The sequence below is a fragment of the Dactylosporangium sp. CS-033363 genome (genome assembly GCF_050942475.1).
Classification (GTDB): Bacteria; Actinomycetota; Actinomycetes; order Mycobacteriales; family Micromonosporaceae; genus Dactylosporangium.
The window spans coordinates 5,065,522-5,090,085 of record NZ_CP192032.1; the positions used below are offsets into that span (position 1 = coordinate 5,065,522).

Genomic DNA, 24,564 nt, shown 5'->3' on the forward strand with positions numbered 1-24,564 from the left:
CGCATGGCGCGCCACCGTGCCCCGCGGCAGCACCGCCGGGTCCTCGCTCCCGCCGCGGTTGCCGTGCTCGGCGCCGGTGCGGTGCTGGCGGCCGTCCCGGTGGTGTGGCAGGACAGCACGGCGGCGTTCTCGGCCACCAGCGGCAACGCCGGGAACGGGTGGAGCAGCGGGTCGGTCGTGCTCGGCGACGACGACACCGGGACCGCGCTGTTCACCGCGGCCGGGCTCGTGCCGGGCAGCACCGACCAGCGGTGCATCGCCGTGCAGTACACCGGGACCCTCGCCGCGACCGTGAAGCTCTACGCCTCCTCGACGAGCGGAACGCTGGCGCCGTACCTCGACCTGACCGTCGAGGAGGGCAGCGGCGGCGGGTACGGCAGCTGCACCGGCTTCACCCCCGCCACCACCCTGTCGACCGGGACGCTTGCCGCATTCGGGGCCGCCCGCACGGGATTCGGCACCGGCGTGGGCACGTTCGCGCCGAGCGGCACGGCCACCAAGGTGTACCGGTTCACGTACCAGGTGCAGTTCGCCACGCCCGACAGCGCGGCCGGCACCAGCGCCACGGCCGCGTTCACGTGGGAAGCGCAAAACACGTGATTGTGGGCAGCGCTCAACACGTGAAGGCGGCCCTTCTGGTCGTGCTGCTGGCCGCGCTCGCCGCCATGGTGCCGGGGGCGTTCGCGGCGTTCTCCGCGCAGACCGGCAACACCGGCAACAGCTTCACCGCCGCGGCCACATTCCCCACGTACAGCCAGGCCGTGCTCGCCGACGCGCCGCTGTTCTACCACCGGCTCGCCGACTCGACGGGCACCACGTCGCTCGCCGACTCCAGCGGCAACGCGCGGGCCGCGACGGCGAGCGTGGCCACTGCGAACACGACGTACACGATGATCGCCGGTCCTTCCGTCGGCGGCAGCGGGATCTATCTCGACGGCGGCGGCATCGTGTCGACCGACACGCCGATCGCCGGGCCCAACGTGTTCTCCCTCGAGCTGTGGTTCCGCACCAGCGGCGGCGGGAAGCTCATCGGCTTCGGCAACCAGCCCGCCGCGCCGTCCACCAGCTACGACCGGCACGTCTACGTCGACAGCGGCGGCCAGCTCACGTTCGGCATCTACGAGGGCGGCGCCGCGAACACCATCCGCACCGCCAGCGCGTACAACAACGGCTCCTGGCACCAGGTGGTGGCCACCATCGGCGGCGGGACGATGAACCTGTACGTCGACGGCGCCCTGCAGGCCACCGGCGCCGGCGCGACACCGGCCGCCCTCACCGGCTACTGGCGGGTCGGCGGCGACGCGCTGTACAACAGCACCTGGCCGAACGTGCCCGCCGGCGGCTTCATCACCGCGACCGTCGACGAGGTCGCGATCTACCCCGTCGCGCTGAGCGCCGCCCAGGTCAGCGCGCACTACAGCGCCGCCTCCGCCGCCGCGTACACCGCGGCCGTGCAGGGCGACGCGCCGTACTCCTACTGGAAGTTCGGCGAGGGCAACCCGACGAACTTCACCGACAGCAGCGGCAACGGCCACACCGCCGAGAACCACCTCGGCCCGGCGCTGACCCCGAACCAGGCGGGCGCGCTGCCGGCCCCGGACGCCGCGAACCCCTCGATGCGCTTCGACGGGCGGCGGGCGCAGGTCTACAACGCGTACCAGATGACGACCCCGGCCGCGTTCACGGAGGAGGTCTGGTTCAAGACCACCACGAAGATCGGCGGCAAGCTGATGGGCTTCGGCAACGCCACGATCGGCGCGTCCAGCAACTACGACCGGCACGTGTACATCCGCAACGACGGCAAGCTCGGCTTCGGCATCTACAACGGCGGCTACCAGACCGTCACGTCCGCCGCCGCCTACAACGACGGCGCCTGGCACTACGTCGCCGCGTCGATGGGCGCGGGCGGCCAGCGGCTGTACGTCGACGGCGTCCTCGTCGGGCAGAACACCGCCGCCTACGCCCCGTCCGCCATCACCGGCTACTGGCACCTGGGCTACGACGCCCTCGCCACGGCATGGACGAGCCAGGTCACGTCGCCCTGGTACACCGGCTGGCTCGACGAGTGGGCCGTCTACGACACCCAGCTCACGACGAGCCAGATCGCGGTGCACTACGCGGCGACGAAGTAGGGCGCGTCGGCAAACCCGTCGGGGCGGACACGGACCGGTCCGGCCGGGGTGTCCACAGTGTGCCGGCGCCCGTCGTGCAGCAGCTTGAGGTCGAGACCGGGAAGCCGGTGGCCGTGGTCGAGGCCGGCCACCCGCGCGGCCAGGGCCCCGTGGTCAACGAATTCGGTGAAAACGTCCCGAAGCGCGTGCACGTCCTCGTCCGGCACGTACAGCACGCCCTGGGCGCGGGTCGACTGCAGGACGCGCGCGGCGACCGGGTGGCGCTCGGCGTGGTACGTGTCGAGCAGCTCGTCGCCGGACTCGCCCCGGATCACCTCGGCGAGCTTCCAGCCGAGATTGAACGCGTCCTGCAGGCCGAGGTTCAGGCCCTGGCCGCCGGAGGGGGAGTGGATGTGCGCGGCGTCGCCGGCGAGGAACGCCCGGCCCATCCGATACCGGACGGCCTGGCGGGTGGCGTCGGTGAAGCGGCTGGCCCAGCGGACCTCGCCGAGGCGCAGCCCGTCGCCCGCGAGCGCCTCCGCGATCTCCGCGTCCGGCACGGGCGTGTCCCGGCCCGCCGTCATCTGGACCGGGCCGGCGGCGAGCACCCGGTAGACGCCGTCGCCGAGGGGCAGCACGGTGAGCATGCCGTCGCCTCGCGGCGCGGGCAGCTCCCAGGTGGACGGGCCGTCCCCGGCGAGCGTGACGTCGGCGACGAAAGCACACATCCGGCCGTCACGGCCGGCGAACTCGATGCCGGCGGCCTTGCGCACGGCGCTGTGCGCCCCGTCGCACCCGGCGAGATAGCGGGCCCGCCGCCCGTTGACGGTGACCCCGTCCGCGTCCTGGCCGAACTCCGTGACGGCCTCGCCATGGCGGATGTCCACGCCGAGCCCGCGCGCCCACTCGGCGAGCCGCTGCTCCACCTTGGCCTGCGGAATGCCGATCTGGTACGGGTACGGCGTGCGCAACCCCGCGTAGTCCAGCGGGATGCCGGCGAAGTGCCCGCGCGGCAGCAGCGCCGGCGCGACGGCGAGCAGGTCGTCGAGCAGCCCGCGGGACGCGAGCACCTCGGCCGAGCGGGGCTGCAGGTTGAGGGCCTTGGACTGGCCGCTGCGGGCGGGCAGGCGCTCCAGGACGGTGACCCGGGCGCCGCCGAGGGCCAGCTCCCCGGCCAGCATCAGCCCGGTCGGCCCGGCCCCGGCGACGATCACATCGGTCTGCACGGTGCACTCCTGTTCGAGGACGGAGATCAGGCGCGCAGGTTGCGGCGCTTGGTGTACCAGAGGTGGAAGATCCCGGTCGGCACGACGATCACCGGCCAGCTCGCGTTGAGGACGGCCGGCGCGAGGTCGAGCGGCAGCAGGTACGCGCCGATCAGCGTGACGATCACGTTGAGCAGCCCGGCGCAGCCCCAGACGAAGGTGAGGACCCGCATGCCGTGGCGGAACTCCCGGTCGGTGTCCCACTTGGACTCCCACGCCCGCAGCCCGTCCGGGCCGACCTTGGCCAGGACGAAGGCGCGGTAGATGTACATCGGGGCGGGCCGGCCGATCCAGACCGAGCCGAGCAGCCAGAGCGCGACGAGCCCGAAGACCATGCCGAGCCAGGCGTCGCGGATCAGCATGGTGCGGGCGTCGCCGGTCATCACGGAGATGACGAGGCTGAGCGCGACGATGGAGATGACGAAGACGGCGAGCAGGTCCAGGGTGCGGGTGCGGGCGAACTTCACCAGCACGGAGATCACCGGCACGACGCCCGACAGCAGCAGCGACCACCACTGGTCGACGCCGGCGGCGCGCAGGCCGTAGTACACGATGAGCGGCAGCGCGAGGTCCAGGAACAGCTGCCTGGCCAGACCGCTGCGGGTCGGGGTGGCGGTGGCGGTCACGGCTGCTCCTTGCGGGTGGCGAGGGTGAACAGGGCGACCAGCTCGGCCGCGTAGGCGTGCGGGTCGAGGTCGGGGACGGATGCGGCGGCGTCGATGGCGGCGCGGATCGTCACGGCCATCACGGCCGGGTCGAAGTCGCGGAAGTCCCCGGCCTGCTGGCCCTCGCGGAACATCGCGACGAGCCGGGTGGTCGGGTCGTCGACGTCGGCCGGGCGTACCAGCGGCGTCCCGTCCTCGGCCCGCGCGTTCGCCGCGATCTCGATGACCGCGCGGATGGCGGTCGGGTGCTCGGCGATGAACGCGAGGTTCGACTCGATGTAGACCTTGAGGAGCTCCGGGCGCCCCTCGGCGGCGCCGAGCCGCTTGCCCATGTACTCGGCCGCCTCGCTGAGCACGGCGGCGACGACGGCCCGGACCAGCTCGGCCTTGTCGTCGAAGTGGTAGGAGATGAGCCGGGTGCTGCTGATCCCGGCCCGCTTGGCGATCCGGGCGAACGAGGCGTTGCCGTAGCCCAGTTCCGCGATCGTGTCGATCGCGGCGGTCACGATCTGCGCCCGCCGCGCCCCGGCCGTGACGGTGTCGTTTACTCGCATGAGTAATTTTTTACTCGTCCAGGTAACGCCTGTCAAGCAGTGCCTTGGCGGCCGGCCACGCGGCCCGCGGCATGGTGTAGACCAGCAGGTCCGGCTCGCGGCCGGTCAGGGTCGCGCCGACGCGCACGATCGCCCGCCGCGAGCGGACGTTGTCCGGGGCGATGCGCCACACGACGGCGTCGTAGGCGAGGGTGTCGAAGGCGTGGCCCAGCGTCAGGAGCTTCGTCTCGGTGTTCGCCCAGTGCGCCACCACCGGCGGCCGAACCACGTGCCGCCGATCTCGATCCGCCCGTCGCCGCGGTGCCAGCTGTGCAGGTTCGTGACGCCGATCGCCGCGCCCTCGTCGCGGGCCAGCACGGCGAACGCCACGCGCCGGCCCGCCTCCACGTCCGCGACGCGCCCGGACACGATCGCCCGCAACTCCGCCTCGGTCCGCGGCGTCGGCGCGCTCAGGAACCGCCACACCTCGTCGTCCCCGCCGCCCGCCGCGAACAGGGCGGGCACGTGCGACTCGGCGAGCGGTTCGAGCCGCACGCGGCGGCCCTCCAGGACGGTCGGCCGGGGCGTCAGGGGCATGGACGGGACGCTATCCAGCCTCGCTCGCCCGGGCCGCGCGGGACTCCAGGTACTGCTGCTCGGGCCGGCTCAGGGTGCGCCGGGCGGCCAGCCGGTACTGCTCCCGCGCACCTTCCCGGTCGCCCGTGAGCTCCAGCAGGTGGGCGCGCACGGCGGCGGTGCGGTGGTGGCGGGCGAGCGCCGGGTCGGCGGCGATGGACTCCAGCTCCGCCAGCCCGGCCGCGGGGCCGTCGGCCATCGCGCGCGCGACGATGCGGTTGAGCGTGACCATCGGGCTGGGGGCGAGGTGGTCCAGCAGGCCGTACAGGATCAGGATCTGCCGCCAGTCGGTGTCCTCGGCGCGCGGGGCCTCGTCGTGGATCGCGGCGATCGCGGCCTGCAGCTGGAACGGGCCGATCGGGGCGCTGGTCAGGGTGCGGGTGATGAGCGCGACGCCCTCGGCGACGGCCCCGGCGTCCCACCGGCTGCGGTCCTGCTCGGCGAGCGGCACGAGGGTGCCGTCCGGCCTCGTCCGCGCGGGCCGGCGGGCGTCGGTGAGCAGCATCAGCGCCAGCAGCCCGGCCACCTCGCCGTCGTCGGGCAGCCGCCGGTGCAGCTGCCGGGTCAGGCGGATCGCCTCGCGGGTCAGCTCGACCCGGTTCAGCGCGTCGCCGGAGCTGGCCGTGTAGCCCTCGTTGAAGATCAGATAGAGCACCTGTCGTACCGCCATGAGCCGCTCGGCCGACGCCGGCAGGTCGAACCGGCTGCCGGTGTCGCGGATGCGCTGCTTGGCGCGGCTGATCCGCTGCCCGACGGTGGCCTCCGGCAGCAGCAGCGCACGCGCGATCTCGGCGGTGCTGAGCCCGCCGACGGCCCGCAGGGTGAGCGTGACCTGGGCCGGCACGCTCAACGCGGGATGGCAGCAGAGCAGCAGCAGCGCCAGCTCGTCGTCGCCGCGGGGCTCCGGCGGGGGCTCGTGCCCGGCCGACTCCTCGCGGCGGCGGCGGGCCGTCTCGTTGCGCAGCAGCTCGACGCGCCGGCGGCCGGCGACGGTGATCAGCCAGGACACGGGCTGGGCCGGGACGCCGGTGGCGGGCCACTGCTGGGCGGCCGCGAGCAGCGCCTCCTGCACCGCGTCCTCGCAGGCCTCGAAGTCGCCGTAGCGGCGGAAGACGGCCGCCAGGGCCCGCGGCGCGGACTCCCGCAGGAGTTGCGGGAGGTCGCTCACAGGTCCCACGTGCTCATGTCGAGGACCGGGCGCACCTCGACCCGGGTGTACGCGGCGTCCGGCGCCTTCGCGGCCCACGCGACCGCCTCGTCGAGGTCGGCCACGTCGATCAGGTAGAGCCCGGCGAGGTGCTCCTTGACCTCGGCGTACGGGCCGTCGGAGGTGATCGTCCGGCCGTCGCGCACCGAGACCTGGGTGGCCAGGGCCGGGTCGCCGAGGCCCTCGCTGACCACCAGCACGCCGGCCTCGCGCATCTCCTCGGTCAGCCGCAGGTGGCCGAGGCCGAAGTCGGTGCGCTGCTGGTCGCTCAGCGTCTCCCACACGGCCAGGGACTCCGGGTTGGACTGGATCAGGATCAGGTACTTCACGATGTTCTCCTTCGCGCTCGCCCTGATGTCGAAACCGCCCGGCCCGGCTTCGACATCCCGGGCAGACCGAGCGAGAGGAACTTCTGTCATGGACGAGATCCGGGACGTCATCGAACGCAAGGCCGCGCTGCAGGAGCAGGGCGACGCCAAGGCCATCCTGGCGCACTACGCGCCGCGCTACGTGGAATTCAACCTCGCCCCGCCGCTGCGCCAGGCCGGCGACGGGGAGGACCCGGCCGCGCTGGAGGCGTGGATGGCCACCTTCGAGGCGCCGCCCCGCCACGAGGTCACCCAGCTGGAGATCACGACCGACGGCGACGTGGCCTTCGCGACCAGCCTCGACCGCCTCAGCGCCGTGCCGCGCGGTGGTGCAGAAGCATTCAGCCTCTGGTACCGCGTGACGCTCGGCCTCCGCCGCATCGACGGCCAGTGGCTGGTGACGCACGAGCACGAGTCGGTGCCGTTCGAGATGGACGGCTCGTTCCGGGCGTGCACCGGCCTCACCCCCGGCGACTGAGCGGCCCGGGCGTTCGGCGGAACGGCCGCGCCCGGGGTTCGGCGGGTCGGCCGCGCGCGGGGTTCGGCGGAACGGCCGCGCGCGGGGTTCGGCGGGTCGGCCGCGCGCGGTGTGTGGCGGGTCGGCCGCGTGGCGTTTCGGCGGGTCAGGTGACGGCGGCGAGGTGGACCGCGGCGACCGTCACCAGGCCCGCGCCGAACAGCGTGATGCCACCGGCGGCCAGGACGGGGGTCAGCCGGCTTGCGAGGCGCAGCGCGGTGAACGAACGGGCGCTGCGGGTGACCAGGGAGGTGCCGGCCACCGCGAGGACGCCGACGGCGAAGAGCACGACGGCCATGCCGAGGCCGAACGTGAGGACCAGCAGCAGGGCGAAGCCGGCGCGCCCGAGGAACAGGCCGGTCGCGAGCACGAGGAACGCGGACGGCGAGGGGACCAGGCCGCCCGAGATGCCCAGCAGCAGCAGGCCGGGCCGCTTCGCCGGCTCGTGCTCGTGGTGCTCGTGCTCGTGCTCGTGGTGCTCGTGCTCGTGGTGCTCGTGGTCGTGGTGCTCGTGGTCGGGACTGTGGCCGTGGTCGGGACTGTGGCCGTGGTCGGGACTGTGGCCGTGGTCGGGACTGTGGCCGTGGTCGGGACTGTGGCCGTGGTCGGGACTGTGGCCGTGACTGTGGCCGTGGTGGTGGTCGTGACTGTGGCCGCCGCGCAGGTGGCGGCGCAGCATCCAGACACCGGTGGCCACGACGAGCACGCCCGCGGCGATCTGCAGCCAGGTCGTGAGCGCCGCCATGCGGATCACGCCGCTCAGCGAGAGGAACGTCCAGGCCACGCCGATCACCAGGACCGAGACGGTGTGCATCGCCGCGACCGACCCGCCGAGCCAGGCGGCGTCGCGGATGCGGCCCCTGGAACCGGCCAGGTACGCGGCCGCGAGGGTCTTGCCGTGACCGGGGGTGACGGCGTGGCCGGCGCCGGCCACGAACGCGAGGCCGAAGGCGACCGGGGCGATGCCCGGGGTGTTGATGAGGTCCTGCAGCCGCTCGCCGGCCGAGGTGATCCAGTTCATGCCAGCGCCCACTCCTGCCTCTGCCCGGCCGTCCAGTCTGCCGACCGGCCCGCTCCGGGGCAGGGCCCGGCCGGTGATCATCAGCGGTCGCCCGCGTGAACACTTCGGCCGGGGCCGGTCAGGCGCCGGGTTTCGTCCGCACGGCGGCCCGCTCGTGGATGAGGTTGGCCGACAGCAGCAGGGCGTGGTCGGCCAGGACGTCGGCGGTGGGGGCGTCGGCGACGACGCGGTGCTGCTCGCTGAAGACGACGCAGCGGTCGGCGAGGTCCGGCAGGGTGTCCAGGTCGTGGGTGGCCAGGACGATGGTCTTGCCGGCCGCGCGCAGCTGTTCGAGCAGCTCGATGAGCCAGAACTGGGTGCGCGGGTCCAGCGCGGCGGTCGGCTCGTCGAAGAGCAGCACCTCGGGGTTCATCACCAGCACGGAGGCGATGGCGACGCGCTTCTTCTGGCCGCCGGAGAGCTGGAACGGGGCCCGGTCGGCGAGGTCGGCGATGCCGAGCATGGCCAGCACGTCGTCGACGCGCCCGGCCGCCGTGTGCCGGTCCAGGCCGAGCTGCAGGCAGCCGAACGCGATCTCCTCGCGGACCGAGGGGGAGAAGACCTGGGCGTCGGAGTTCTGGAACACGAAGCCGACCCGGCCGCGGAAGCCGTGGTTGAACTGCTCGTCCTCGAGCTTGTCCTCGGTGACCTCCTCGCCGAACGCGCTGAACGTGCCGGAGTCGGCGAACAGCAGCCCGTCGAGGAGCTTGAGCAGGGTCGACTTGCCGCAGCCGTTCGCGCCGAGCAGGGCGACCGTCTCGCCGGCGCCGACCCGCAGGCTCACCCCGTCCAGGGCCGGGAACCGCCCGAGATAGCTGTACCGCAGGTCGGTGCACTCGAAGACGCTCATCAGCGGACCTGGTGGTCGGCGACGAGCAGCGCGACCGCGAAGGCGAGCACGGCGACCGCCCACACGGCGTCGGCGCGGCGCAGCCGGAAGCCGGTCAGGGTGCTGGCGTTGCCGGTGTACCCACGCGCGGTCATCGCCTGGTGCACCTCCTCGGAGAGCTGGTGGGCCTTGCCGAAGAGGGTACCGGCGCCGGCCGCGACGAACTTGCGGCCCTCGGCGACCTGCCGCCGGCCGGCGTCGTTGGTGAGGGTGCGGGCCTTGCGGGCGGTGTACATGTCGTCGACGGCGTCCAGGAGCAGGAACAGGTAGCGGTAGGCCATGCCGATGATGAGCACGAAGATCTTCGGTACGCCGAGCGCCCGCAGCGCCGCGAGCAGCCGGACCCACGGCGTGGTCAGGGTCAGCAGGACCACGAGCGAGATGGACGTGGCGACCCGGGCGACGATGATCCCGGCGCCGTGCAGGCCCTGCTCGGTGACCCCGTGGGTGTGGCCGTGCCAGTGCCACAGCGGCAGCAGGATCTCACCCGGCGTGACGACCGACAGCGTCGCCGGCAGCACCACGATGCCGGTGAAGATCGGGATGAACAGCCAGACGCGCTTGATGAAGAAGCCCAGCGACAGCCCGGAGGCCACCGCCAGGGCGACGGTGGCCACGTAGGCGCCGGCCAGCAGCGGCAGCGAGTGCACGAGGGCCACCGCGACGAGCAGGCCGATCATCGTGACCAGCTTGACCCGCGGGTCGAGCCGCTGCAGCAGGCCCTTGGCGGCGGCGACGTCCTCGGAGAACATCGCCTGGCGCAGGACTCCCGAGGCGCCCTCGAGGGTCTTGCCGACGAAGCTGCCCTTGCGCCGCTTGCCGATGCACCCGCACGGGCACAGGCCCAGCTCCGGCCGCAGCAGCCAGTCCGGCGTCGGGGCGGGAGCGGTCATGACTGCGGCGCGGTGGAGGCGACCGGCGGCTGGTCGAGGTCCGCGGCCTCGCGTTCGCCGCCGCGCAGCCGGCCGATGAGCCAGGTGATGCCGAACACGAGGGCGGCCACCACGACGATGCCGATCAGGGCGCTGAGGATGTACTGCCACCAGCTGCCGCCGCCGTAGTCGGGCAGCAGCGTGCTGCCCCAGAAGTCGGTGTACCTGGACAGGCCCTCCGGCACCGCGCTGAGTCCGTACTTGCCCAGGTCGAGGTCCTCGGGCGCGTCCTCGCCGAACGCGCCGCCGGGGGCGAGCAGGCCCAGCGGGCTGACGACGGCCATGATGCCCAGCGTCACGAGCGCGGCCCGCAGCGGGCTGACCGGCTTGCGCTGCACCTCGGCCTCGGTCAGCGGTACCTCCGGGGCGTTGATGCGCAGCAGCGGCACGTTCGCGCGCTGCAGGTAGGCGACCACGCCGCCGGTGAGCACGCCCTCGACGACTCCGGCGATGATCAGGTGCGCGAACAGCATCGCGGGGATCGTCTGCGACAGGTGGAACGGCGCGTAGAGCGGGGTGCCGTCGGCCTTGTGGAACAGGTCGGGCTGGATGCCGAACTCGATCGCCGCCGCCAGCGCGGAGACGTTCAGCCCGACGTACGCGCCGACCGCGCCGGCCCAGATCCGCCGGCCGGAGGTGAGCGCGGTGTTGCGGGTGAGGAGCCGGTACACGCCGTAGCTCACGAACGGCAGGACCACCGCCATGTTGAAGGCGTTGGCCGGGAACGCGAGGATGCCGCCGTCCCCGAAGAACAGGGCCTGGATGAGCAGGGCGATGGACACGGCTATGCACGCCGCCCAGGGCCCCAGCAGGATCGCGATCAGCCCGCCGCCGACCGCGTGGGCCGTGGTGCCGTCGGGGATCGGGATGTTGAACATCATGACGACGAAGGAGAAGGCGGCACCGAGCGCGACGAGCGGCACGTACCGGCTCTTGACCACCTTCTTCACCTGACGGGCCGACTGCCACCACAGCGGCAGCATCGCCAGGCCGAACACGGCGCTGGTCTGGGGACTGAGGTACCCGTCCGGAATGTGCATGATGTCCTCCCCACACCGGGTACCGCCCGCCACGGCACCTCTTGGCAGTCTGCTGCTATCGCAAGTTCTTGGCAAGAACAGAGGGGATGCAGGTGTTGTGACGGAGGCGACCGGCGGGCGAACAGTAGAGGTCGACACGCTGTGCGGGTCGCCGTCGCGGGCGCCGCCGATCTCCCGCCGGACGCTGATCCGCGCCGCGCGACGCGGCGCCGACCGGGACGGCAGTGCGGCGGGCCACCGCCCGGCATTGGTCCACAGTGGACAGGGTTCGGTCCGGCGTGCGTGCGGCGGTGCCCTTTGCGCCCGCCGCCGATCAGCAGGGCCCGGAAACGGGCAGGGTGAAGCGCATCGAGCGGTCTCCGTACTGTGTGGACAGTCATCGTGATAGTCGCCGCCGGATGGCCTAAAGTTCCCGGCATGCGACTGCGTTCGACAATCGGCGGTGTCCTCGCCGCGGCGGTGCTGGTGCTGTTCGTTCCCGGGCCGGCGTGGGCCCATTCGACGCTGCTGCGCACCGATCCGGCCGACGGCGCCACGGTGAGCACGCCGCTGACGGCCGTGGCCCTGACGTTCAACGAGCCCGTGAAGCAACAGTTCAGCACGATCGTGGTGACCGGGGCGGACGGGAAGTCCTATGTGGACGGCAAGCCGCACGCCGTCGACAGGACGCTGAGCCAGGCGGTGCGGCCGTTGCCGGCCGGTGCGGTGACGGTCGCCTGGCGCACCGTCTCCGCCGACGGGCACCCGATCGAGGGCAGGTTCGCCTTCACGAACAGCGCCGCCGCGGCGCCGTCCACGGACGCGCAGGCTCCCCCGACGCCGGGTCCCACGACGCAGGCTCCCACGACGCAGGCGGCCGCGCCCACGCCTGCGGCGGCGGCCGGCGACGGCTCGAGCGGGCTGCCCTGGGCCGTCGCCGGCGGCGTCGTGGTCGTGGTCCTCGCCGGTGGTGCGGTGCTGTGGCGGCGGCGGTCAGGCGCCGGCCGGAGCGGGTGACGTCGGCACCGGCGGTTTGCGCCGCCGCCGCCGGACCAGCCCGGCCGCCGTGTCGAGGACGAGGAACGCAAGCAGGGTGACCCCGAAGGCCGGCAGCGCCCAGCCGATCGCCGCCGTGGCCAGCACGCCGGCGATGAGCAGCGGAAGGCGCAGCCGCCGCCACGCGCCGCGGGCCGGCGGGGGGCCCACGACGGCCCGGCGGCCGGCGCGGGTCGGGCGGCGCTGCCACCACATGCGGTAGCCCCACACGATGACGCAGAGCAGGCCGACGGCGAGCGCGGCGAGCAGGAGCTGGTTCGCGAGGCCGAAGAGGTACCCCATGTGGGCCTGGATCCCCAGCGCGCTCAGCTTGGCCAGGAACGGCCAGTCGGCGTAGTCGGTCCGGTGCACGACCGTGCCGGCCACCGGGTCGACGGCGAGCTTGTCGAAGTGGACCGGCCACACGTTGTCGTTCTCGACCACCGACCAGGCCGAGTTGGCGTCGGCCGGCGGGTACAGCTCCATCGGCCCGCTGATGCCGTGCTCACGGGCGATGTGCAGCACCGCGTCGACCTGGGCCGGATCGGCGGCGCCCGCGGCCGGGGCCGCGCCGTGGTGGGCCGTGGCGGCGGGCGCCGCGCCGCCGGTCAGGGACGTGTCCAGGGCGGGGCGGCGGGCGTCGAGCCGGTCCAGCGCCGCGCTGAAGTTGCCGCCCGCGTACGTGGACCAGGTGAGGCCCGTGGCGGACAGGAACAGCAGGCCCACGACGAGCCAGACGCCGGTGGCGGCGTGGAAGCCGCGGGTGCGGCGTACCCCCTTGGCCGCCTTGAGGTCGTAGAACACCGTCGCGTCGACGCGGCCGCGGCCCCGGCGGGTGTCGGCGCGCCGCTGCCACTGCCGGTTGCACCACAGGATCAGCCCGCCGAGGACGAGCACCCACAGCCAGCTGGCGGCGGTCTCGGAGTACAGCGTGCCCGTCTCGCCCAGGTGCAGGCCCGTGTGCAGGTCGTCCAGCCAGGTCATGAGCGGCGTCTCGCCGAACCAGGTGGTCAGCTGGCCGCGCACTTCGCCTGTGTACGGGTCGACGTACACCGTGTGCTGCTGCTCGCCGAGCTCCGGCACGGAGAACACGACGCGGGTGGTGGCGTCGGGCGCCGCGGCCGGGAGCACCGACGCGAGCGTGCCGCCGGGATGCGCGGCGATCGCCGCGGCGACCTGCTCCGACAGCGGCTTCGGCAGGCCGGGGCCGACCTGCTCGACGTGCAGTTCCCGGTCGTAGACCAGGCCGTCGAGCTGCGGGGTGAACGCGAACAGCAGCCCGGTCAGCGCGGCCGTGGCCAGCAGCGGGGCGACGAGGATGCCGCCGTAGAAGTGCAGGCGGGTCAGCAGGGGGACGATCGACCAGGTGCGGCCCGTGGCGGCGGGCCGGTCCGGCGAGGCTTCGGCCGGCGGCGAGACATCGGTGGCGATGGACATGCCGGGTAGTCGCCACGCGGCCCGGCCGAGTTCCGTCTGACCTTTCAGTGGCGCTCGGCGGTCTCCGCTGCACGGCGCAGGAAGGCGTTGTACCGCGCGAGCTCGTCCTCCTCGCCCGTCGCCTCCGCGCGGTCGGCGGCCCGGTCGAGGCGGCGCTGCTCCCGCTCGTCGGCGCGGATCCAGCGCACGACGAGCAGCAGCAGGATCGCCACGGCCGGGATCTCGCCGAAGCCCCACGCCAGGCCCGCGCCGACGTGCTGGTCGCTCAGCAGACCGGCGGCCCAGGCCGGGTGGACGGAGCCGTACCAGTCCGGCGCGATCACCGTCCGCGACTGCATGAGCGCGATGCCGAGGAAGGCGTGGAAGGCCATCCCCGCGAAGTGCACGAGGACCAGGATCGGCGGGGCGACCGGGCGGCGGCCGGGGTCCACGCCGATGAGGACCCAGAAGAACAGGTACCCGGACAGCACGAAGTGCACGAGCATCGCCAGATGCCCGATGTGGTACCGCATGAGGACGCCGAGCAGGTCCGAGAAGTACAACCCGTAGAGGCTGACGACGTAGATCCCGAGGGCCACCACCGGATGTGACAGCGTGCGCAGGACCCGGCTGTGCACGGCCAGCAGCAGCCAGTCCCGGGCCCCGCGCACCCGCGGGTCGCGCGGCGGGCGCAGGGTCCGCAGCGCGAGGGTGACCGGGGCGCCGCCGACGAGCAGGATCGGCACCAGCATGGCCAGGACGAGGTGCTGGGCCATGTGGGCGGAGAACAGCACGTACGCGTAGCGCGCGAAGCCCGACAGCGTGAACGCGGCCAGCAGGGCCACGCCGCCGAGCCAGCTCGCCGTGCGCGCCGGGGGCCAGCGGTGGCCCGCCCGGTGCAGGCGGTACACGGCGGCGAGGTAGGCGGCTGCCAGCAGTACCACGGAAGCCAGGAAGAAGCCGTCGAGCAGGGGCGGCCAGAGGACCCGCGCGGCCGACAGCGGCGGGGGAGCGGTGAAGCCGAGCAGGTCGGTGACGGGGTCGGTCTCGACGGGGTTGGACGGGACCGGGGTGGGCGTGCGGGACAGGGCGACGGCGAGGCCGACGGTGGCGGCGAGCAGGATCAGCTCCCCGGCGGCGAGCCGGCGGAACGCGCCCGGGCGGCCCGCGTCGAGGGCGGGCAGCGTCCGGCGGCGGTGCAGCGCGCCGAGCACCCCGGCGGCTCCCAGGGCGGCGGTCTTGGCGAGGACCAGCAGGCCGTACCGGGAAAGCCAGAGCTCTTCGAGGGCGCCGAGGCGCACGGCGGCGTTGGCGACCCCGCTGGCCGCGACGGCGACCCAGCAGCCCGCGGCGAGCCGGCTGAAGCCGCGGGCGGCGACGGCGAGGGTCGTGTCGTTGCGAAGAACGAGCAGCGCGGCCAGGCCGCCGAGCCAGAGCGCGGCGGCGAGGATGTGCACGGCCAGGCTGGTGACCGCGAGCTGGTGGTTGCCGGCGCCCGCGGAGTGCCCGGTCAGCGCCGGCGGCACCAGCGCCGCGCAGGCCAGCACGGCGACGACGGCGGCGCCGGTGCGGGTGAGCACGAACCGGGACGCGACCGCCACGACGAGGGCGAGCCCGGCCTGGGCGAGCGCGGACTGGCCCTGCGACACCGACCAGGCCAGGCTGCGCACGCCGCCGAACGTGACCTGCCCGAGTGGCTGGCCGAGCAGGTCGGAGAGCGTCAGCGGCAGCAGGGCCAGGGCGGCGAGGGCCCAGCCGGCGGCCCACCAGCCGGCCTTGCGCAGCAGCCGGTACCCGGCCGGGCCGAGCAGCTGCCCGGCGCCGTGCCGGCCGGTGTCGCCGGTGCCGGGCAGCAGGAATGCGGCGGTGACGCACCAGCCGGCGCACAGCACGCCGCACAGGTCGGCCGCCGCCCGGGCCAGCGGCAGGCCCCACGAGGTGAGCGGGCCGGCGTCGGGCAGGCCGGCGATCGTGCGGCCGGAGATGCCGCCGCCGAGGCGCAGCGCGACGACGAGGGCCGCCACCAGGGCGAGCAGGCCGCCGAGTACGGTCAGAAGCCGCCGGACGGATATGTCAGAAAAAATCATGACTGGTAGGCATTACGCTTCGGCATCACTGAGTTGGTCGGTGGAACCGCCCCGGAAGTTCCCACTGCTCGTCGCGAAAGGAATCGCACCCATGCGCCTGACCCCCGTCCTGCGCGCCGGCGTCGCGCTCGCCGCCGCCGCCGTCGCGGCCCTCGCCTTCCCGGCCGCCGCCGGCGCCCACGTCACCGTGAACCCGAACACGGCCACCCAGGGCGGCTACACCAAGGTGACGTTCCGGGTCCCGAACGAGAAGGACGCCGCGAGCACCACGAAGCTCGAGGTCGCCATCCCGACCGACAAGCCGATCGCCTCGGTGTCGCTCAAGCCCGTGCCGGGCTGGACCGCCGCCACCGAGGTCTCGAAGCTCGCCACCCCGGTGAAGACCGACGACGGCGACATCACCGAGGCCGTCTCCAAGGTCACGTGGACCGCCGGCCCGGGCGCGGAGATCAAGCCGCACCAGTTCCAGGAGTTCGACGTCTCCCTCGGCCCGCTGCCGGAGACGGACCAGATCGTCTTCAAGGCCCTGCAGACGTACTCCGACGGCGACGTCGTGCGCTGGATCGACGAACCGGCCGCCGGGGCGGAGGCCGAGCACCCGGCCCCGGTGCTGAAGCTCGCCAAGGCGGGCAGCGCCGGCCAGGGCACCGCGACGAGCACCGCGGCACAGGACGCGGCGGGCGCGGCGCAGGACGCGAGTGACAACACCGACGGCACGGCGATCACCCTCGGCGTCGCCGGTGCGGTCCTCGGCCTGGCGGGTCTCGTGGTGGGCGTGCTCGCGTACCGCCGCGCTCAGTAGCCGCTTGTGTCGGCGGCTCTGCTCGGGGCCGGGCGCTCGCCGCGCTCGCGGGCGGCGAAGTCGTCGAGGATGGTCTCGGTGGCGGTCGCGCCGAAGCGGGTGGCGCCGGCCTCGTGCAGGGTGAGCAGGGTGTCCAGGGTGCGGACCCCGCCGGCCGCCTTGACCTGGATCGACGGCGACACCGCGGCCCGCATGAGCCGGATGTCGTCCAGGGTGGCGCCGCCGCCCGCGAACCCGGTGCTGGTCTTCACGAAGTGGGCGCCGGCCGCCTCGGCCACGTGGCAGCCGGTGACCTTCTGCTCGTCGGTGAGGTAGGCGTTCTCGAGGATCACCTTCACGACCCGGCCCTGCGCGGCGGCGACGACGGCGGCGATGTCGTCGTGCACGTACGCGGTGTCGCCGCCCCGCAGCCGCCCGATGTGCAGGACCATGTCCACCTCGTCGGCGCCGGCCTCGACGAGGGCCCGGGCCTCGGCCGCCTTGATGGCCGTGGTGGTGTCGCCGTGCGGGAAGCCGGCCACGGTGCCGACGAGCACGCCGGTGCCGGCGAGCGCGGCCACCGCGAACGGCACGTCGGACGGCCGCACGCAGACGGAGGCGACCGCCCGGCGGGCCGCGATCTCACAGCCGCGGGCGACGTCGTCGAGCGTCAGCTCGGGGCGCAGCAGGGAGTGGTCGATCATCTTGGCGACGTTCATGCGGGCGCTCCGGTCCTGGGTGGCTGGATGCTCATCACAGCACGTCCCAGGCGGCCATGGCGCAGGTGATGACCGTCTCCAGGTCCTCGCGGGTGGCGCCGTCGCGGGCCTGGATGGACAGGCCCTGGACGATCGTCGTGTAGTAGCGGGCGACCGCGTCCAGCCGGGCCGGGTCCGCCCGCAGGTCGCGGGCGAGGCGGTCGCGGATCGTGGCGTACTGGTCGCGGCGGCGCTCGGCCAGGAACTCGCGGATCTCGTGGTTCTCCACGGCGCCGGTGGGGGCGGCCAGGACGAGCATGCAGTAGTGCGGGGTGTCCGGGCCGGTGACCTGGTCGGCGGTCGCGCGCAGCATGGCGTGGACGGCCTCCCGCGCGCCCGGCACCTCGCGCAGGGCGCGCCGGGGCGGTTCGCCGAAGGTCGCGCCGTACAGCCGCATGACCTGCTTGAAGAGGTCGGCCTTGCTGCCGAAGCAGGCGTAGATGCTCGCCGAGGCGATGCCCATGGCCTGGGCCAGGTCGTTGAGGGAGGTGCCCTCGTAGCCGCGCTCCCAGAACACGTCCAGGGCCTGGCGCAGGGCGGTGTCCGGGTCGAAGGTGCGTGGGCGGCCGCGGGGTGGCATCGGGTCTCCGTACTTGTTTAGCGATCGACCAAGTTTACCTTGACGGGCCCGCCGCGCGCGTGGGGTAATTGTTGGGCGATCGACAAACAAACGACACCGAGGGGGACCTTCATGCGGGCGCTGCGGCAGACATCCCTGGCCGGGCCGGCCGACCTGCGGCTGGTCACCGACGCGCCGGAGCCGATCCCGGGGCCGGGCGAGGTGCTGATCCGGGTCACCGCCGCCGGGGTCAACTTCGTCGACGTCTCGCAGGCGCGCGGGACGTTCGCGGGCGGGCCGAAGCCGCCGTACATCGCCGGCATCGAGGCCGCCGGCGAGGTGCTGACCGGCCCAAGCGCCGGCCCAGACGGCGGTCCTACGGCCGGCACGCACGTCGTCGGCGTCAGCGTCGCCGGCGGGGCGTTCGCCGAGCGCATGGTGCTGCCCGCCGCCGCGGTCGTGCCCGTGCCGGCGGGCTGGGCCGGCGAGGAGGCGCTCGGCCTGCTGGTGAACTGGCCGACCGCCCTCGCCGCGCTCCGGCCGATCGGCGGCCTGACCGCCGGGCAGACCGTGCTCATCCACGCCGCCGCCGGCGGGACCGGGCAGGCGGCGGTGCGCATGGCCAAGCACTACGGCGCGACGGTGATCGCCGCCGCCTCCCCGGCCAAGCACGACACCGTGCGGGCCCTGGGCGCCGACCACGTCCTCGACTCCCGCGACCCCGGCCTCGCCGCCGCGGTGCTCGACCTGACCGGCGGCGGCACCGACCTGGTGCTCGAGTCCGTGGGCGGCGCCACCCTCGAGGCGAGCCTGTCCGCGGCCAAGCGGGTCACCGGCCGGGTCGTCCTGTTCGGCCTGGCCGGGGGAGCGGCCTCGATCACGAACTGGGATCTCGTGTACCGCCATCAGGTCCAGATCGCCGGCCTGAACATCGGCACCCTGATCCAGGCCGCCCCGCAGCTCTTCGGCGAGCTGATGGGCGAGCTGTTCGGGCTGATCGCGGCCGGCGTGCTCGGACCGGCGAAGCCCACCGTGTTCGGGCTGGCCGACGGGCCCAAGGCCCTCGCGGAGCTGGAGGCCCGGGCCACCGTCGGCAAGCTGGCGCTGCGGCCCGGTCAGTAGACGGCGGCCATCCGCCGCCGGACCGCGATGTCGGCCAGCCGGGACAGCATCTCGGCGCTGCGCGGGCCGAGCAGTGCCGCCTGGACCCGGCGCGGGATGTACTTGGCGATCCCGGCGGTCAGCTCGTAGGTCATCGTCACCCGGGTGCCGGCCTCGACGGGTTCGAGGTCGAGCCGTACCGTCGCGGCACCCAGCGGCCAGGCCCGGGCGTGCAGCTCGAGCATCCGGCCCGGGACGACCGACTCGACCGTGGTCACGTCGCTGATGTGCAGCGGCCACGGGCCGACCTGGTGGTGCAGGCTGGTCCCGGCCGCGGGCCAGGCCTCGTCGACGTCGCGGATGTGGGACGCGCCGACCACCCAGCCGGCGTACGTCCAGCCGTCGGCCAGAACCGCGAACACGCGATCGGGTGAGGTGCGCACGAGCTTGCGTCGCTTGGCCACTGCCGTCTCCCTTCGACGCTGGGGCAGGACAGTCTTCCCGGTCCGGGCCGGATCAACCGCGCCGAAACCGCCGCGCGCCGACCCGAACGGGTGAACGACGCACAGGGTGTGCGGGCGGCGCGCCCTCCGCGGTCGCTGAATGCCCCGGTGACCACGACGGACATGTTCGCCCACGGCGCGCTCAACCCCGCGTTCGCCTTCGGTCTCGCGTTCCTGGCCAGCGGGCTGGCGCTGACCTGCGCGGCGCGCGGGCGGGCGGCCGGCTCCCGGCACCGCAAGCGCTGGCTGACCCTGGCCGCGATGACCCTCGGCGGCGGCATCTGGCTCATGCACTTCACCGCGATGCTGGGCTTCGACGTGCCGGCCTCGCCGCTGCGGTACGACGTGCGCCTCACCGCCGCCAGCGCGCTCCTCGCCGGCGGGGTGGTGTGCGTCGGGCTGTTCGTGGCCGGCACGGGCCGCCCGCGCCCGCTGCGGGTCATCTCCGGCGGCGTGTTCACCGGCCTCGGCGTGTCGGCGATGCACTACACCGGGATGGCGGCCGTGCGCATCAACGGGCACCTGACGTACCAGGCCAACCTGGTCCTCGCCTCCGTGCTGGTCGCGATCGTCGCCGCCATCGTCGCGCTGTGGCTGTCCGTCGTCGTCCGCGGCCGCGCGCAGGTCCTCGTGGCCGGGGCGGTGATGGCCGTCGCGGTGTGCGCGATGCACTACACCGCGATGACCGCCGTGCGGGTGCACCTCGACGACGCCTGGCTCGGCCCGGTGGAGGGCGTCACGCCGATCAGCCTGGAGCTGCCGATCACCCTGGCCGCCTCGGCCGCCGTCATCGTGCTGGCCTTCGTGGCCATGCACACCGTGTCCGCCGAGGAGCGCGACGCGCCGGCGGTCCGGCCGGCGCCGAGACCCCGGCGCCGGCCGTTGCCGAAGCACGCGGGCGTGGGCTAGCCGCAGGCCGCGCCGTTGAGGGTGAAGCCGCTCGGGGCGGAGGTGTTGCCCGAGTGGTTGGCCTGGAAGCCGATGGTGGTCGAGCCGCCCGGCGGGATCGCGCCGTTGTAGCTCATGTTCGTGGCGGTGACCGCGCCGCTCGACGGGGAGTAGGTGGCGTTCCAGCCGGACGTGATGCTCTGGCCCGCCGCCAGGTTGAACTTGAGCTGCCAGCCGTTGACGGCCGTGCTGCCGGTGTTCTTGATGGTGATGTTGTCCGTGAGGCCGGTGTTCCACGGGCTGACGGAGTTGGTCACCTGGCAGGCGCCGGAGCCGCCGGTGGGGCCGGGGGTGGTCGGGCCGGGCGTCGTCGGGCGCGGCGACGTCGTGGTCGGGCCGGGGCCGGGGCCCTCGGTGACCGTGATGCTGGAGCTGACGTTGCTCTGGTACCCCTCGGTGGCCAGGATCTGGTAGTCGTGCGAGCCGAGCTGCAGGCCCAGCGACGCCCAGGCGTTGAAGTGGTTGGCGGTGGTGATGGTGCCGCCGGTGCGCTTGCTCTGCCGGACGCTCCAGTACTGGTAGAACGTGGCGGTGCCGATGATGGAGGGCTGGTTGACCCGCTGGGTGCGGTAGATGTCGTACGTCGAGCCGTCGGTGGTCACGGAGCCGAGCCGTTGCGCGCCGGTGCTCGGGTTGTAGTTGCCGTAGTTCTCCACGACGTAGTACTCGATGAGCGGGTTGGTGGTCCAGCCGTACAGCGCGAGGTAGCAGTTGCCGCCGCAGTTGAACGAGCCGGAGTAGTTCACCGTGTGGCTCGAGCCCGGCTTCCAGCCCTTGCCGACGACGGAGTTGTTGATGCCGTTCATCTGGACGCTGTAGCTGCCACCGGAACCGAGGTTCATGGTGACGTTGCCGCTGTCCTTCCAGTACGAGAAGAAGTAGCCGTTGTGCGTGCCGGTCGTGTTGGACGTGACGGTCCGGTCGGCCTCGGCGTGGGCGGTGCCGGTCAGCGCCAGCGAGCCGGCGGCCAGCACGGCGGCGCACGCGGCCCCGATGACCAGCCTCATACGGTTCATGGAGTCTCCCTTCCGTGGGTCGACGCTCATCGATCTAGCCGGCGATTGTCAACGCTTCCGGAAGGGCGCACACCGCGCTGAACAGGCCGTAAGCGCTGGGCCTGGGACGACGCGGCCGAAAGTACCGGATGGGGCATGAAACTTCCGGGGACGCTGTGACCTGCGTCCAACCCCTTGATCCGGGCCCCGCGCGGCCGATCTGTCCGTTCGTGACCGCCGACCAACGAGCCCCGCTGCGCTACATCGCGGCCACCGGTGTGGTCGCGGTCGTCAGCACCCTGTGGTTCGCCGGCTGGCAGATCACCGGCATCGGCCCCGCCGCGGTCTCGTTCGTGTCGCTGCCGATGGGCGCCGCGATCACCGCCGCCGCCGCGTTCGACCTGCTGCGCCGGGCGCCGCTGTCGAAGCCGGCCCGCCGGTTCTGGCGCGCGATGCTGCTCGCCTTCGCCGGGGTCGCGATCGGCTACGCGATCCTCGCCGCCGCCGGGTTCCGCGACACGTCCATCCTGCCGGTGATGCCGACCGCCGCGGCGGTGTTCGCCGGGATCGGGTTCCTGGCCGCGATGTGGGCGATGGGCCGGGTGCCGCTGGGCATCGGCAGCGCCGGTGAGCGCTGGCGGCAGCTGCTGGACCGGGCCATCGCCTTCCTCGGCGGCAGCACCGTGCTGTTCCACTTCGGCCTGGCCCCGATGATCAGCGGGAACCAGATCTGGAGCACCCAGGCGCTCGTGCTGCTCGGGCTGTCGTTCACCCTCGCGGTCGGCGGCATCACCAAGGTCTCCTACATCCGCGGCGGCCCCATCGACCGCACCGCGCTGCGCCTGATCGGCCTCATGGGCTCGGTCGGGGCGGCCGTGGCCCTGCTCATGGTGCTCGGCGGCGACCAGGGCACGATCCCGGCGCAGGCCGTGGCCATGCCGATCGCGCCGGTGCTGGGCACGCTGGCCGTGTACCGGCAGTGGCGCTTCACCGGCGCGGCCGCGCGGCGGGCCAACACGTGGCTGCCGTACCTCGCCGTGGTCGCCGTCGACGTCCCGCTCATCGCCGTCATCCCGGGCGCGCTCACCTGGACCGACAAGCTCGTCATCGTCGCCTCGGTGCTCGTCACCGGCCTGGTCACGGTCCGCCAGTTCGTCGTGTTCCGGGAGAACGCCCGGCTGCTGCGGGAGAAGCGCGCCTCCGAGGAGCGGCTGCAGCACGAGGCCACCCACGACGGGCTCACCGGCCTGGCCAACCGCGCGCTGTTCCGCCGGCGCCTCGGCGAGCAGCTCGAGCGGGGCGGCGCCACCGTCCTGCTGGTCGACCTCGACGACTTCAAGACCGTCAACGACTCCCTCGGCCACGACGTCGGCGACGACCTGCTGATGGCGGTCGCCTCCGTCCTGCGCGAGTCGACCGGCGCCGACGGCCTCCCGGTGCGCCTCGGCGGCGACGAGTTCGCGGTGCTCATCAGCGAGCCCACGGTCCTCGGCGAGACCCTCGCCCAGCGCATCCTCGACGCGTTCGCCGGCCCGCTGAGCACCCACCGGCTGCTCGTGCACGCCAGCATCGGCATCGCCACCGCCCCGGCCGGCACCACGCTCGACCGCCTCCTGCGCGACGCCGACGTCGCCATGTACGCGGCGAAGCAGCGGGGGAAGGCGAACTGGGTGCGGTACCACGACGGCATGGAACAGCCGGTGGCCGACCACGCCCAGCTGGGCGGGGAGCTGCTGCGCGCCCTCGACGCGGGCGAGTTCACCGTGCACTACCAGCCGATCGTGGCCCTGCACACCGGGCGCATCGTCGGCGTGGAGGCGCTGGCCCGCTGGATGCACCCGACCCGCGGCACGGTGTCCCCGGCCGAGTTCATCCCGGCCGCCGAGAGCACCGGCCTGATCGTCCCGCTCGGCCGCTTCGTGCTGCGCGAGGCGTGCCGGCAGGCGGCGGCCTGGCTGGCCGAGTTCGGCCCCGACGCGCTGCAGAAGTTCGGCCCCAACGTCTCCGCCCGCCAGCTGCACGACCCCGACTTCGTCACCGACGTGCAGGCCGCCCTGGCCGAGTCCGGGCTGCCCGCGGACCGGCTCGTGCTGGAGCTGACCGAGTCCGCCGTCCTGCGCGGCCAGCAGGTCTCCCGCGCCCTGTACCAGCTGCACGAACTCGGCGTCCGGATGGCCCTCGACGACTTCGGCACCGGCGAGTCGTCGCTGAGCCTGCTGCGCTCCTTCCCGGCCGCGATCATCAAGCTCGACAAGTCGTTCGTGGACGGCATCGAGCTCGATGAGCCGGGCTCCCCGGAGGCCGACGCCCGCCAGGCCGTGGCCCGCGCGGTCATGCAGCTGGCCCTGGCGCTCGGGCTGGACACCGTCGCGGAGGGCATCGAGAACCGGGCGCAGGTCGACCGGCTCCTCGAGCTCGGGTACTCCCTGGGCCAGGGCTACCACCTCGCCCGCCCGATGCCGGCCGAGGCGATGACCCGCCTGCTGGCCGACCAGCGGGACTTCGCCTCGGCCTGAACCGGGCTTTTCTCGGCAACGGGTGACGTCACCCGGGAATGAGGCCACCGTCACGCCATAGATGGTCTTGCTCGCAGGGCCGGGTGCGACCCACAATCTGAACGTGTTCAAGAAGCAGTTGATCCCCGCGGCGCTGGGGGTCGCGGCGACGGGAGTCGTCGCCGCCTGTTGTGCGGTCCTGGCCTGTTGTGCCGGGGGGTGGGTGCTGTTCGGGCCGGTGAACTACTTCGGCTGTGGCGCCGACCGCCCCGACCACATCGCCGAGGCCGATCTCATCGGCACCTACGTGACGCCGGACGGGGCCCGCCTGGAGCTGCAGGCCGGCGACGCGCTCGTGGCCACCGCGCTCAGCACGGACTTCATGGACGGCCCCGTGGATCTGTCCGGCCCGGGCGAGTGGCACCTGCAGCCGGAGACCGGAAGCCAGGGCGACATCACGCTGTCGCTGACCTCCGACGGGCGGCCCGGCTTCTTCGGCACCTCCCTGTACATCTCGGGCACCGCGCAGGAGCCGTGGCTGTACTGGTACGACGGCGACCCGGACAGCTGTGAGCTGTACCGCTTCGACCGGACCGCGTGACGCTTCACCGGACCGCGTGACGCCTCGACCGGACCGCGTGACGCCTCGACCGGATCGCGTGACGCTTCACCGGATCGCGTGAC

The 24,564-nt window shown here is 73.4% G+C and carries 26 protein-coding genes; 9 read left to right on the forward strand and 17 right to left on the reverse strand.

The features are described 5' to 3' along the window. Positions 1–3: 3 nt before the first annotated feature. Positions 4–600, forward strand: coding sequence for a hypothetical protein (locus ACQPZ4_RS23450; RefSeq protein ID WP_433064989.1), 597 nt, complete (start codon positions 4–6; stop codon positions 598–600). Between the two features lie 20 nt (positions 601–620). After that, the gene (locus ACQPZ4_RS23455; RefSeq protein ID WP_433064992.1) at positions 621–2,132 is read left to right on the forward strand and encodes a LamG domain-containing protein; all 1,512 of its coding nucleotides are present in this window, start codon (positions 621–623) and stop codon (positions 2,130–2,132) included. Here ACQPZ4_RS23455 and ACQPZ4_RS23460 read toward each other — a convergent pair. From ACQPZ4_RS23460 to ACQPZ4_RS23490, 7 genes are read right to left on the reverse strand one after another with little or no spacing between them, the layout of a single operon-like run. Then, positions 2,114–3,337 (reverse strand): FAD-dependent monooxygenase, encoded by a 1,224-nt coding sequence (locus ACQPZ4_RS23460; protein WP_433064994.1) that lies wholly within the window; start codon positions 3,335–3,337, stop codon positions 2,114–2,116. The two genes, ACQPZ4_RS23455 and ACQPZ4_RS23460, sit on opposite strands and share 19 nt — an antisense overlap. A 26-nt stretch (positions 3,338–3,363) precedes the next feature. Continuing rightward, complete coding sequence (locus ACQPZ4_RS23465; protein ID WP_433064997.1) at positions 3,364–4,002, reverse strand: VC0807 family protein; 639 nt, start codon at positions 4,000–4,002, stop codon at positions 3,364–3,366. Further along, on the reverse strand, positions 3,999–4,595 hold the full coding sequence (locus ACQPZ4_RS23470) for a TetR/AcrR family transcriptional regulator (RefSeq protein ID WP_433065000.1): 597 nt from the start codon (positions 4,593–4,595) through the stop codon (positions 3,999–4,001). Before ACQPZ4_RS23470 ends, ACQPZ4_RS23465 begins: the two co-directional genes overlap by 4 nt. Positions 4,596–4,605: 10 nt before the next feature. After that, positions 4,606–4,848 (reverse strand): GNAT family N-acetyltransferase, encoded by a 243-nt coding sequence (locus ACQPZ4_RS23475; protein ID WP_433065003.1) that lies wholly within the window; start codon positions 4,846–4,848, stop codon positions 4,606–4,608. Next, a complete protein-coding gene (locus ACQPZ4_RS23480; RefSeq protein WP_433065005.1) occupies positions 4,809–5,171 on the reverse strand; it encodes a GNAT family N-acetyltransferase in 363 nt (120 codons plus the stop codon). Before ACQPZ4_RS23480 ends, ACQPZ4_RS23475 begins: the two co-directional genes overlap by 40 nt. A gap of 10 nt (positions 5,172–5,181) precedes the next feature. Further along, positions 5,182–6,387 (reverse strand): RNA polymerase sigma factor, encoded by a 1,206-nt coding sequence (locus ACQPZ4_RS23485; RefSeq protein ID WP_433065008.1) that lies wholly within the window; start codon positions 6,385–6,387, stop codon positions 5,182–5,184. Then, complete coding sequence (locus ACQPZ4_RS23490) at positions 6,375–6,746, reverse strand: YciI family protein (RefSeq protein WP_433065011.1); 372 nt, start codon at positions 6,744–6,746, stop codon at positions 6,375–6,377. Before ACQPZ4_RS23490 ends, ACQPZ4_RS23485 begins: the two co-directional genes overlap by 13 nt. A gap of 88 nt (positions 6,747–6,834) precedes the next feature. Between ACQPZ4_RS23490 and ACQPZ4_RS23495 the strand changes: the two genes are divergently transcribed. Next, entirely contained in the window at positions 6,835–7,263 is a 429-nt protein-coding gene (locus tag ACQPZ4_RS23495) for a YybH family protein (RefSeq protein WP_433065013.1), read from the forward strand. 145 nt (positions 7,264–7,408) lie between these two features. On the opposite strand, the gene ACQPZ4_RS23500 is transcribed toward ACQPZ4_RS23495, so the two are convergent. The 4 genes from ACQPZ4_RS23500 to cbiM all read right to left on the reverse strand — a co-directional run bounded on the left by ACQPZ4_RS23500 (position 7,409) and on the right by cbiM (position 11,223). Beyond that, the gene (locus ACQPZ4_RS23500; protein ID WP_433065016.1) at positions 7,409–8,323 is read right to left on the reverse strand and encodes a cobalt transporter; all 915 of its coding nucleotides are present in this window, start codon (positions 8,321–8,323) and stop codon (positions 7,409–7,411) included. A 118-nt stretch (positions 8,324–8,441) separates the two neighbouring features. Next, positions 8,442–9,212: an energy-coupling factor ABC transporter ATP-binding protein gene (locus ACQPZ4_RS23505; protein ID WP_433065019.1), complete on the reverse strand. Its 771-nt coding sequence runs from the start codon at positions 9,210–9,212 to the stop codon at positions 8,442–8,444. Beyond that, the gene (gene cbiQ, locus ACQPZ4_RS23510; protein ID WP_433065021.1) at positions 9,212–10,144 is read right to left on the reverse strand and encodes a cobalt ECF transporter T component CbiQ; all 933 of its coding nucleotides are present in this window, start codon (positions 10,142–10,144) and stop codon (positions 9,212–9,214) included. The genes ACQPZ4_RS23505 and cbiQ overlap by 1 nt, the downstream gene beginning before the upstream one ends. After that, positions 10,141–11,223, reverse strand: a complete 1,083-nt coding sequence (gene cbiM, locus ACQPZ4_RS23515; protein WP_433065024.1) for a cobalt transporter CbiM — start codon at positions 11,221–11,223, stop codon at positions 10,141–10,143. The genes cbiQ and cbiM overlap by 4 nt, the downstream gene beginning before the upstream one ends. A 417-nt stretch (positions 11,224–11,640) precedes the next feature. Here cbiM and ACQPZ4_RS23520 point away from each other — a divergent pair, with 417 nt between their 5' ends. Next, complete coding sequence (locus ACQPZ4_RS23520; RefSeq protein ID WP_433065027.1) at positions 11,641–12,219, forward strand: copper resistance CopC family protein; 579 nt, start codon at positions 11,641–11,643, stop codon at positions 12,217–12,219. Here the strand turns inward: ACQPZ4_RS23520 and ACQPZ4_RS23525 are convergent. Both ACQPZ4_RS23525 and ACQPZ4_RS23530 read right to left on the reverse strand, forming a co-directional pair. Further along, the gene (locus tag ACQPZ4_RS23525) at positions 12,196–13,674 is read right to left on the reverse strand and encodes a PepSY-associated TM helix domain-containing protein (protein WP_433065029.1); all 1,479 of its coding nucleotides are present in this window, start codon (positions 13,672–13,674) and stop codon (positions 12,196–12,198) included. The genes ACQPZ4_RS23520 and ACQPZ4_RS23525 overlap by 24 nt on opposite strands. A 44-nt stretch (positions 13,675–13,718) precedes the next feature. Continuing rightward, a complete protein-coding gene (locus tag ACQPZ4_RS23530; protein WP_433065032.1) occupies positions 13,719–15,740 on the reverse strand; it encodes a cytochrome c oxidase assembly protein in 2,022 nt (673 codons plus the stop codon). 91 nt (positions 15,741–15,831) lie between these two features. Between ACQPZ4_RS23530 and ACQPZ4_RS23535 the strand changes: the two genes are divergently transcribed. Then, positions 15,832–16,542 (forward strand): YcnI family protein, encoded by a 711-nt coding sequence (locus tag ACQPZ4_RS23535; protein WP_433065034.1) that lies wholly within the window; start codon positions 15,832–15,834, stop codon positions 16,540–16,542. Here the strand turns inward: ACQPZ4_RS23535 and deoC are convergent. Together deoC and ACQPZ4_RS23545 are read right to left on the reverse strand one after the other, a co-directional pair. Then, positions 16,536–17,240 carry a deoxyribose-phosphate aldolase gene (gene deoC, locus ACQPZ4_RS23540; protein ID WP_433065037.1) on the reverse strand — a complete coding sequence of 235 codons (705 nt, stop codon included), beginning with the start codon at positions 17,238–17,240 and terminating at the stop codon, positions 16,536–16,538. The genes ACQPZ4_RS23535 and deoC overlap by 7 nt on opposite strands. A gap of 34 nt (positions 17,241–17,274) precedes the next feature. Continuing rightward, positions 17,275–17,859: a TetR/AcrR family transcriptional regulator gene (locus ACQPZ4_RS23545; RefSeq protein ID WP_433065039.1), complete on the reverse strand. Its 585-nt coding sequence runs from the start codon at positions 17,857–17,859 to the stop codon at positions 17,275–17,277. Positions 17,860–17,970: 111 nt separating this feature from the next. Here ACQPZ4_RS23545 and ACQPZ4_RS23550 point away from each other — a divergent pair, with 111 nt between their 5' ends. After that, positions 17,971–18,960 (forward strand): zinc-binding dehydrogenase, encoded by a 990-nt coding sequence (locus ACQPZ4_RS23550; protein ID WP_433065042.1) that lies wholly within the window; start codon positions 17,971–17,973, stop codon positions 18,958–18,960. Here the strand turns inward: ACQPZ4_RS23550 and ACQPZ4_RS23555 are convergent. Further along, positions 18,954–19,403, reverse strand: a complete 450-nt coding sequence (locus ACQPZ4_RS23555; RefSeq protein WP_433065045.1) for an SRPBCC family protein — start codon at positions 19,401–19,403, stop codon at positions 18,954–18,956. The genes ACQPZ4_RS23550 and ACQPZ4_RS23555 overlap by 7 nt on opposite strands. 147 nt (positions 19,404–19,550) lie before the next feature. Between ACQPZ4_RS23555 and ACQPZ4_RS23560 the strand changes: the two genes are divergently transcribed. Continuing rightward, positions 19,551–20,351, forward strand: a complete 801-nt coding sequence (locus ACQPZ4_RS23560; protein ID WP_433065048.1) for an MHYT domain-containing protein — start codon at positions 19,551–19,553, stop codon at positions 20,349–20,351. On the opposite strand, the gene ACQPZ4_RS23565 is transcribed toward ACQPZ4_RS23560, so the two are convergent. Next, positions 20,348–21,397 (reverse strand): glycoside hydrolase family 11 protein, encoded by a 1,050-nt coding sequence (locus ACQPZ4_RS23565; RefSeq protein ID WP_433066617.1) that lies wholly within the window; start codon positions 21,395–21,397, stop codon positions 20,348–20,350. The two genes, ACQPZ4_RS23560 and ACQPZ4_RS23565, sit on opposite strands and share 4 nt — an antisense overlap. A gap of 218 nt (positions 21,398–21,615) precedes the next feature. On the opposite strand from ACQPZ4_RS23565, the gene ACQPZ4_RS23570 reads away from it, so the two are divergent. Both ACQPZ4_RS23570 and ACQPZ4_RS23575 read left to right on the forward strand, forming a co-directional pair. Then, the gene (locus ACQPZ4_RS23570) at positions 21,616–23,901 is read left to right on the forward strand and encodes a putative bifunctional diguanylate cyclase/phosphodiesterase (RefSeq protein ID WP_433065051.1); all 2,286 of its coding nucleotides are present in this window, start codon (positions 21,616–21,618) and stop codon (positions 23,899–23,901) included. 103 nt (positions 23,902–24,004) lie between these two features. Further along, the gene (locus ACQPZ4_RS23575) at positions 24,005–24,481 is read left to right on the forward strand and encodes a hypothetical protein (protein WP_433065053.1); all 477 of its coding nucleotides are present in this window, start codon (positions 24,005–24,007) and stop codon (positions 24,479–24,481) included. The last annotated feature ends 83 nt before the right edge of the window (positions 24,482–24,564 follow it).

Bases quoted from the DNA above. Each gene is read 5' to 3' on its own strand.
- cbiM (WP_433065024.1), bottom strand. From the start codon at position 11,223: ATGCACATTCCGGACGGGTACCTCAGTCCCCAGACCAGCGCCGTGTTC.
- ACQPZ4_RS23505 (WP_433065019.1), bottom strand. From the start codon at position 9,212: ATGAGCGTCTTCGAGTGCACCGACCTGCGGTACAGCTATCTCGGGCGG.
- ACQPZ4_RS23545 (WP_433065039.1), bottom strand. From the start codon at position 17,859: ATGCCACCCCGCGGCCGCCCACGCACCTTCGACCCGGACACCGCCCTG.
- ACQPZ4_RS23470 (WP_433065000.1), bottom strand. From the start codon at position 4,595: ATGCGAGTAAACGACACCGTCACGGCCGGGGCGCGGCGGGCGCAGATC.
- ACQPZ4_RS23450 (WP_433064989.1), top strand. From the start codon at position 4: ATGGCGCGCCACCGTGCCCCGCGGCAGCACCGCCGGGTCCTCGCTCCC.
- ACQPZ4_RS23480 (WP_433065005.1), bottom strand. From the start codon at position 5,171: ATGCCCCTGACGCCCCGGCCGACCGTCCTGGAGGGCCGCCGCGTGCGG.
- ACQPZ4_RS23565 (WP_433066617.1), bottom strand. From the start codon at position 21,397: ATGAGGCTGGTCATCGGGGCCGCGTGCGCCGCCGTGCTGGCCGCCGGC.
- ACQPZ4_RS23525 (WP_433065029.1), bottom strand. From the start codon at position 13,674: ATGTCCATCGCCACCGATGTCTCGCCGCCGGCCGAAGCCTCGCCGGAC.
- ACQPZ4_RS23530 (WP_433065032.1), bottom strand. From the start codon at position 15,740: ATGATTTTTTCTGACATATCCGTCCGGCGGCTTCTGACCGTACTCGGC.
- cbiQ (WP_433065021.1), bottom strand. From the start codon at position 10,144: ATGACCGCTCCCGCCCCGACGCCGGACTGGCTGCTGCGGCCGGAGCTG.
- ACQPZ4_RS23535 (WP_433065034.1), top strand. From the start codon at position 15,832: ATGCGCCTGACCCCCGTCCTGCGCGCCGGCGTCGCGCTCGCCGCCGCC.
- ACQPZ4_RS23495 (WP_433065013.1), top strand. From the start codon at position 6,835: ATGGACGAGATCCGGGACGTCATCGAACGCAAGGCCGCGCTGCAGGAG.
- deoC (WP_433065037.1), bottom strand. From the start codon at position 17,240: ATGAACGTCGCCAAGATGATCGACCACTCCCTGCTGCGCCCCGAGCTG.
- ACQPZ4_RS23550 (WP_433065042.1), top strand. From the start codon at position 17,971: ATGCGGGCGCTGCGGCAGACATCCCTGGCCGGGCCGGCCGACCTGCGG.
- ACQPZ4_RS23500 (WP_433065016.1), bottom strand. From the start codon at position 8,323: ATGAACTGGATCACCTCGGCCGGCGAGCGGCTGCAGGACCTCATCAAC.
- ACQPZ4_RS23520 (WP_433065027.1), top strand. From the start codon at position 11,641: ATGCGACTGCGTTCGACAATCGGCGGTGTCCTCGCCGCGGCGGTGCTG.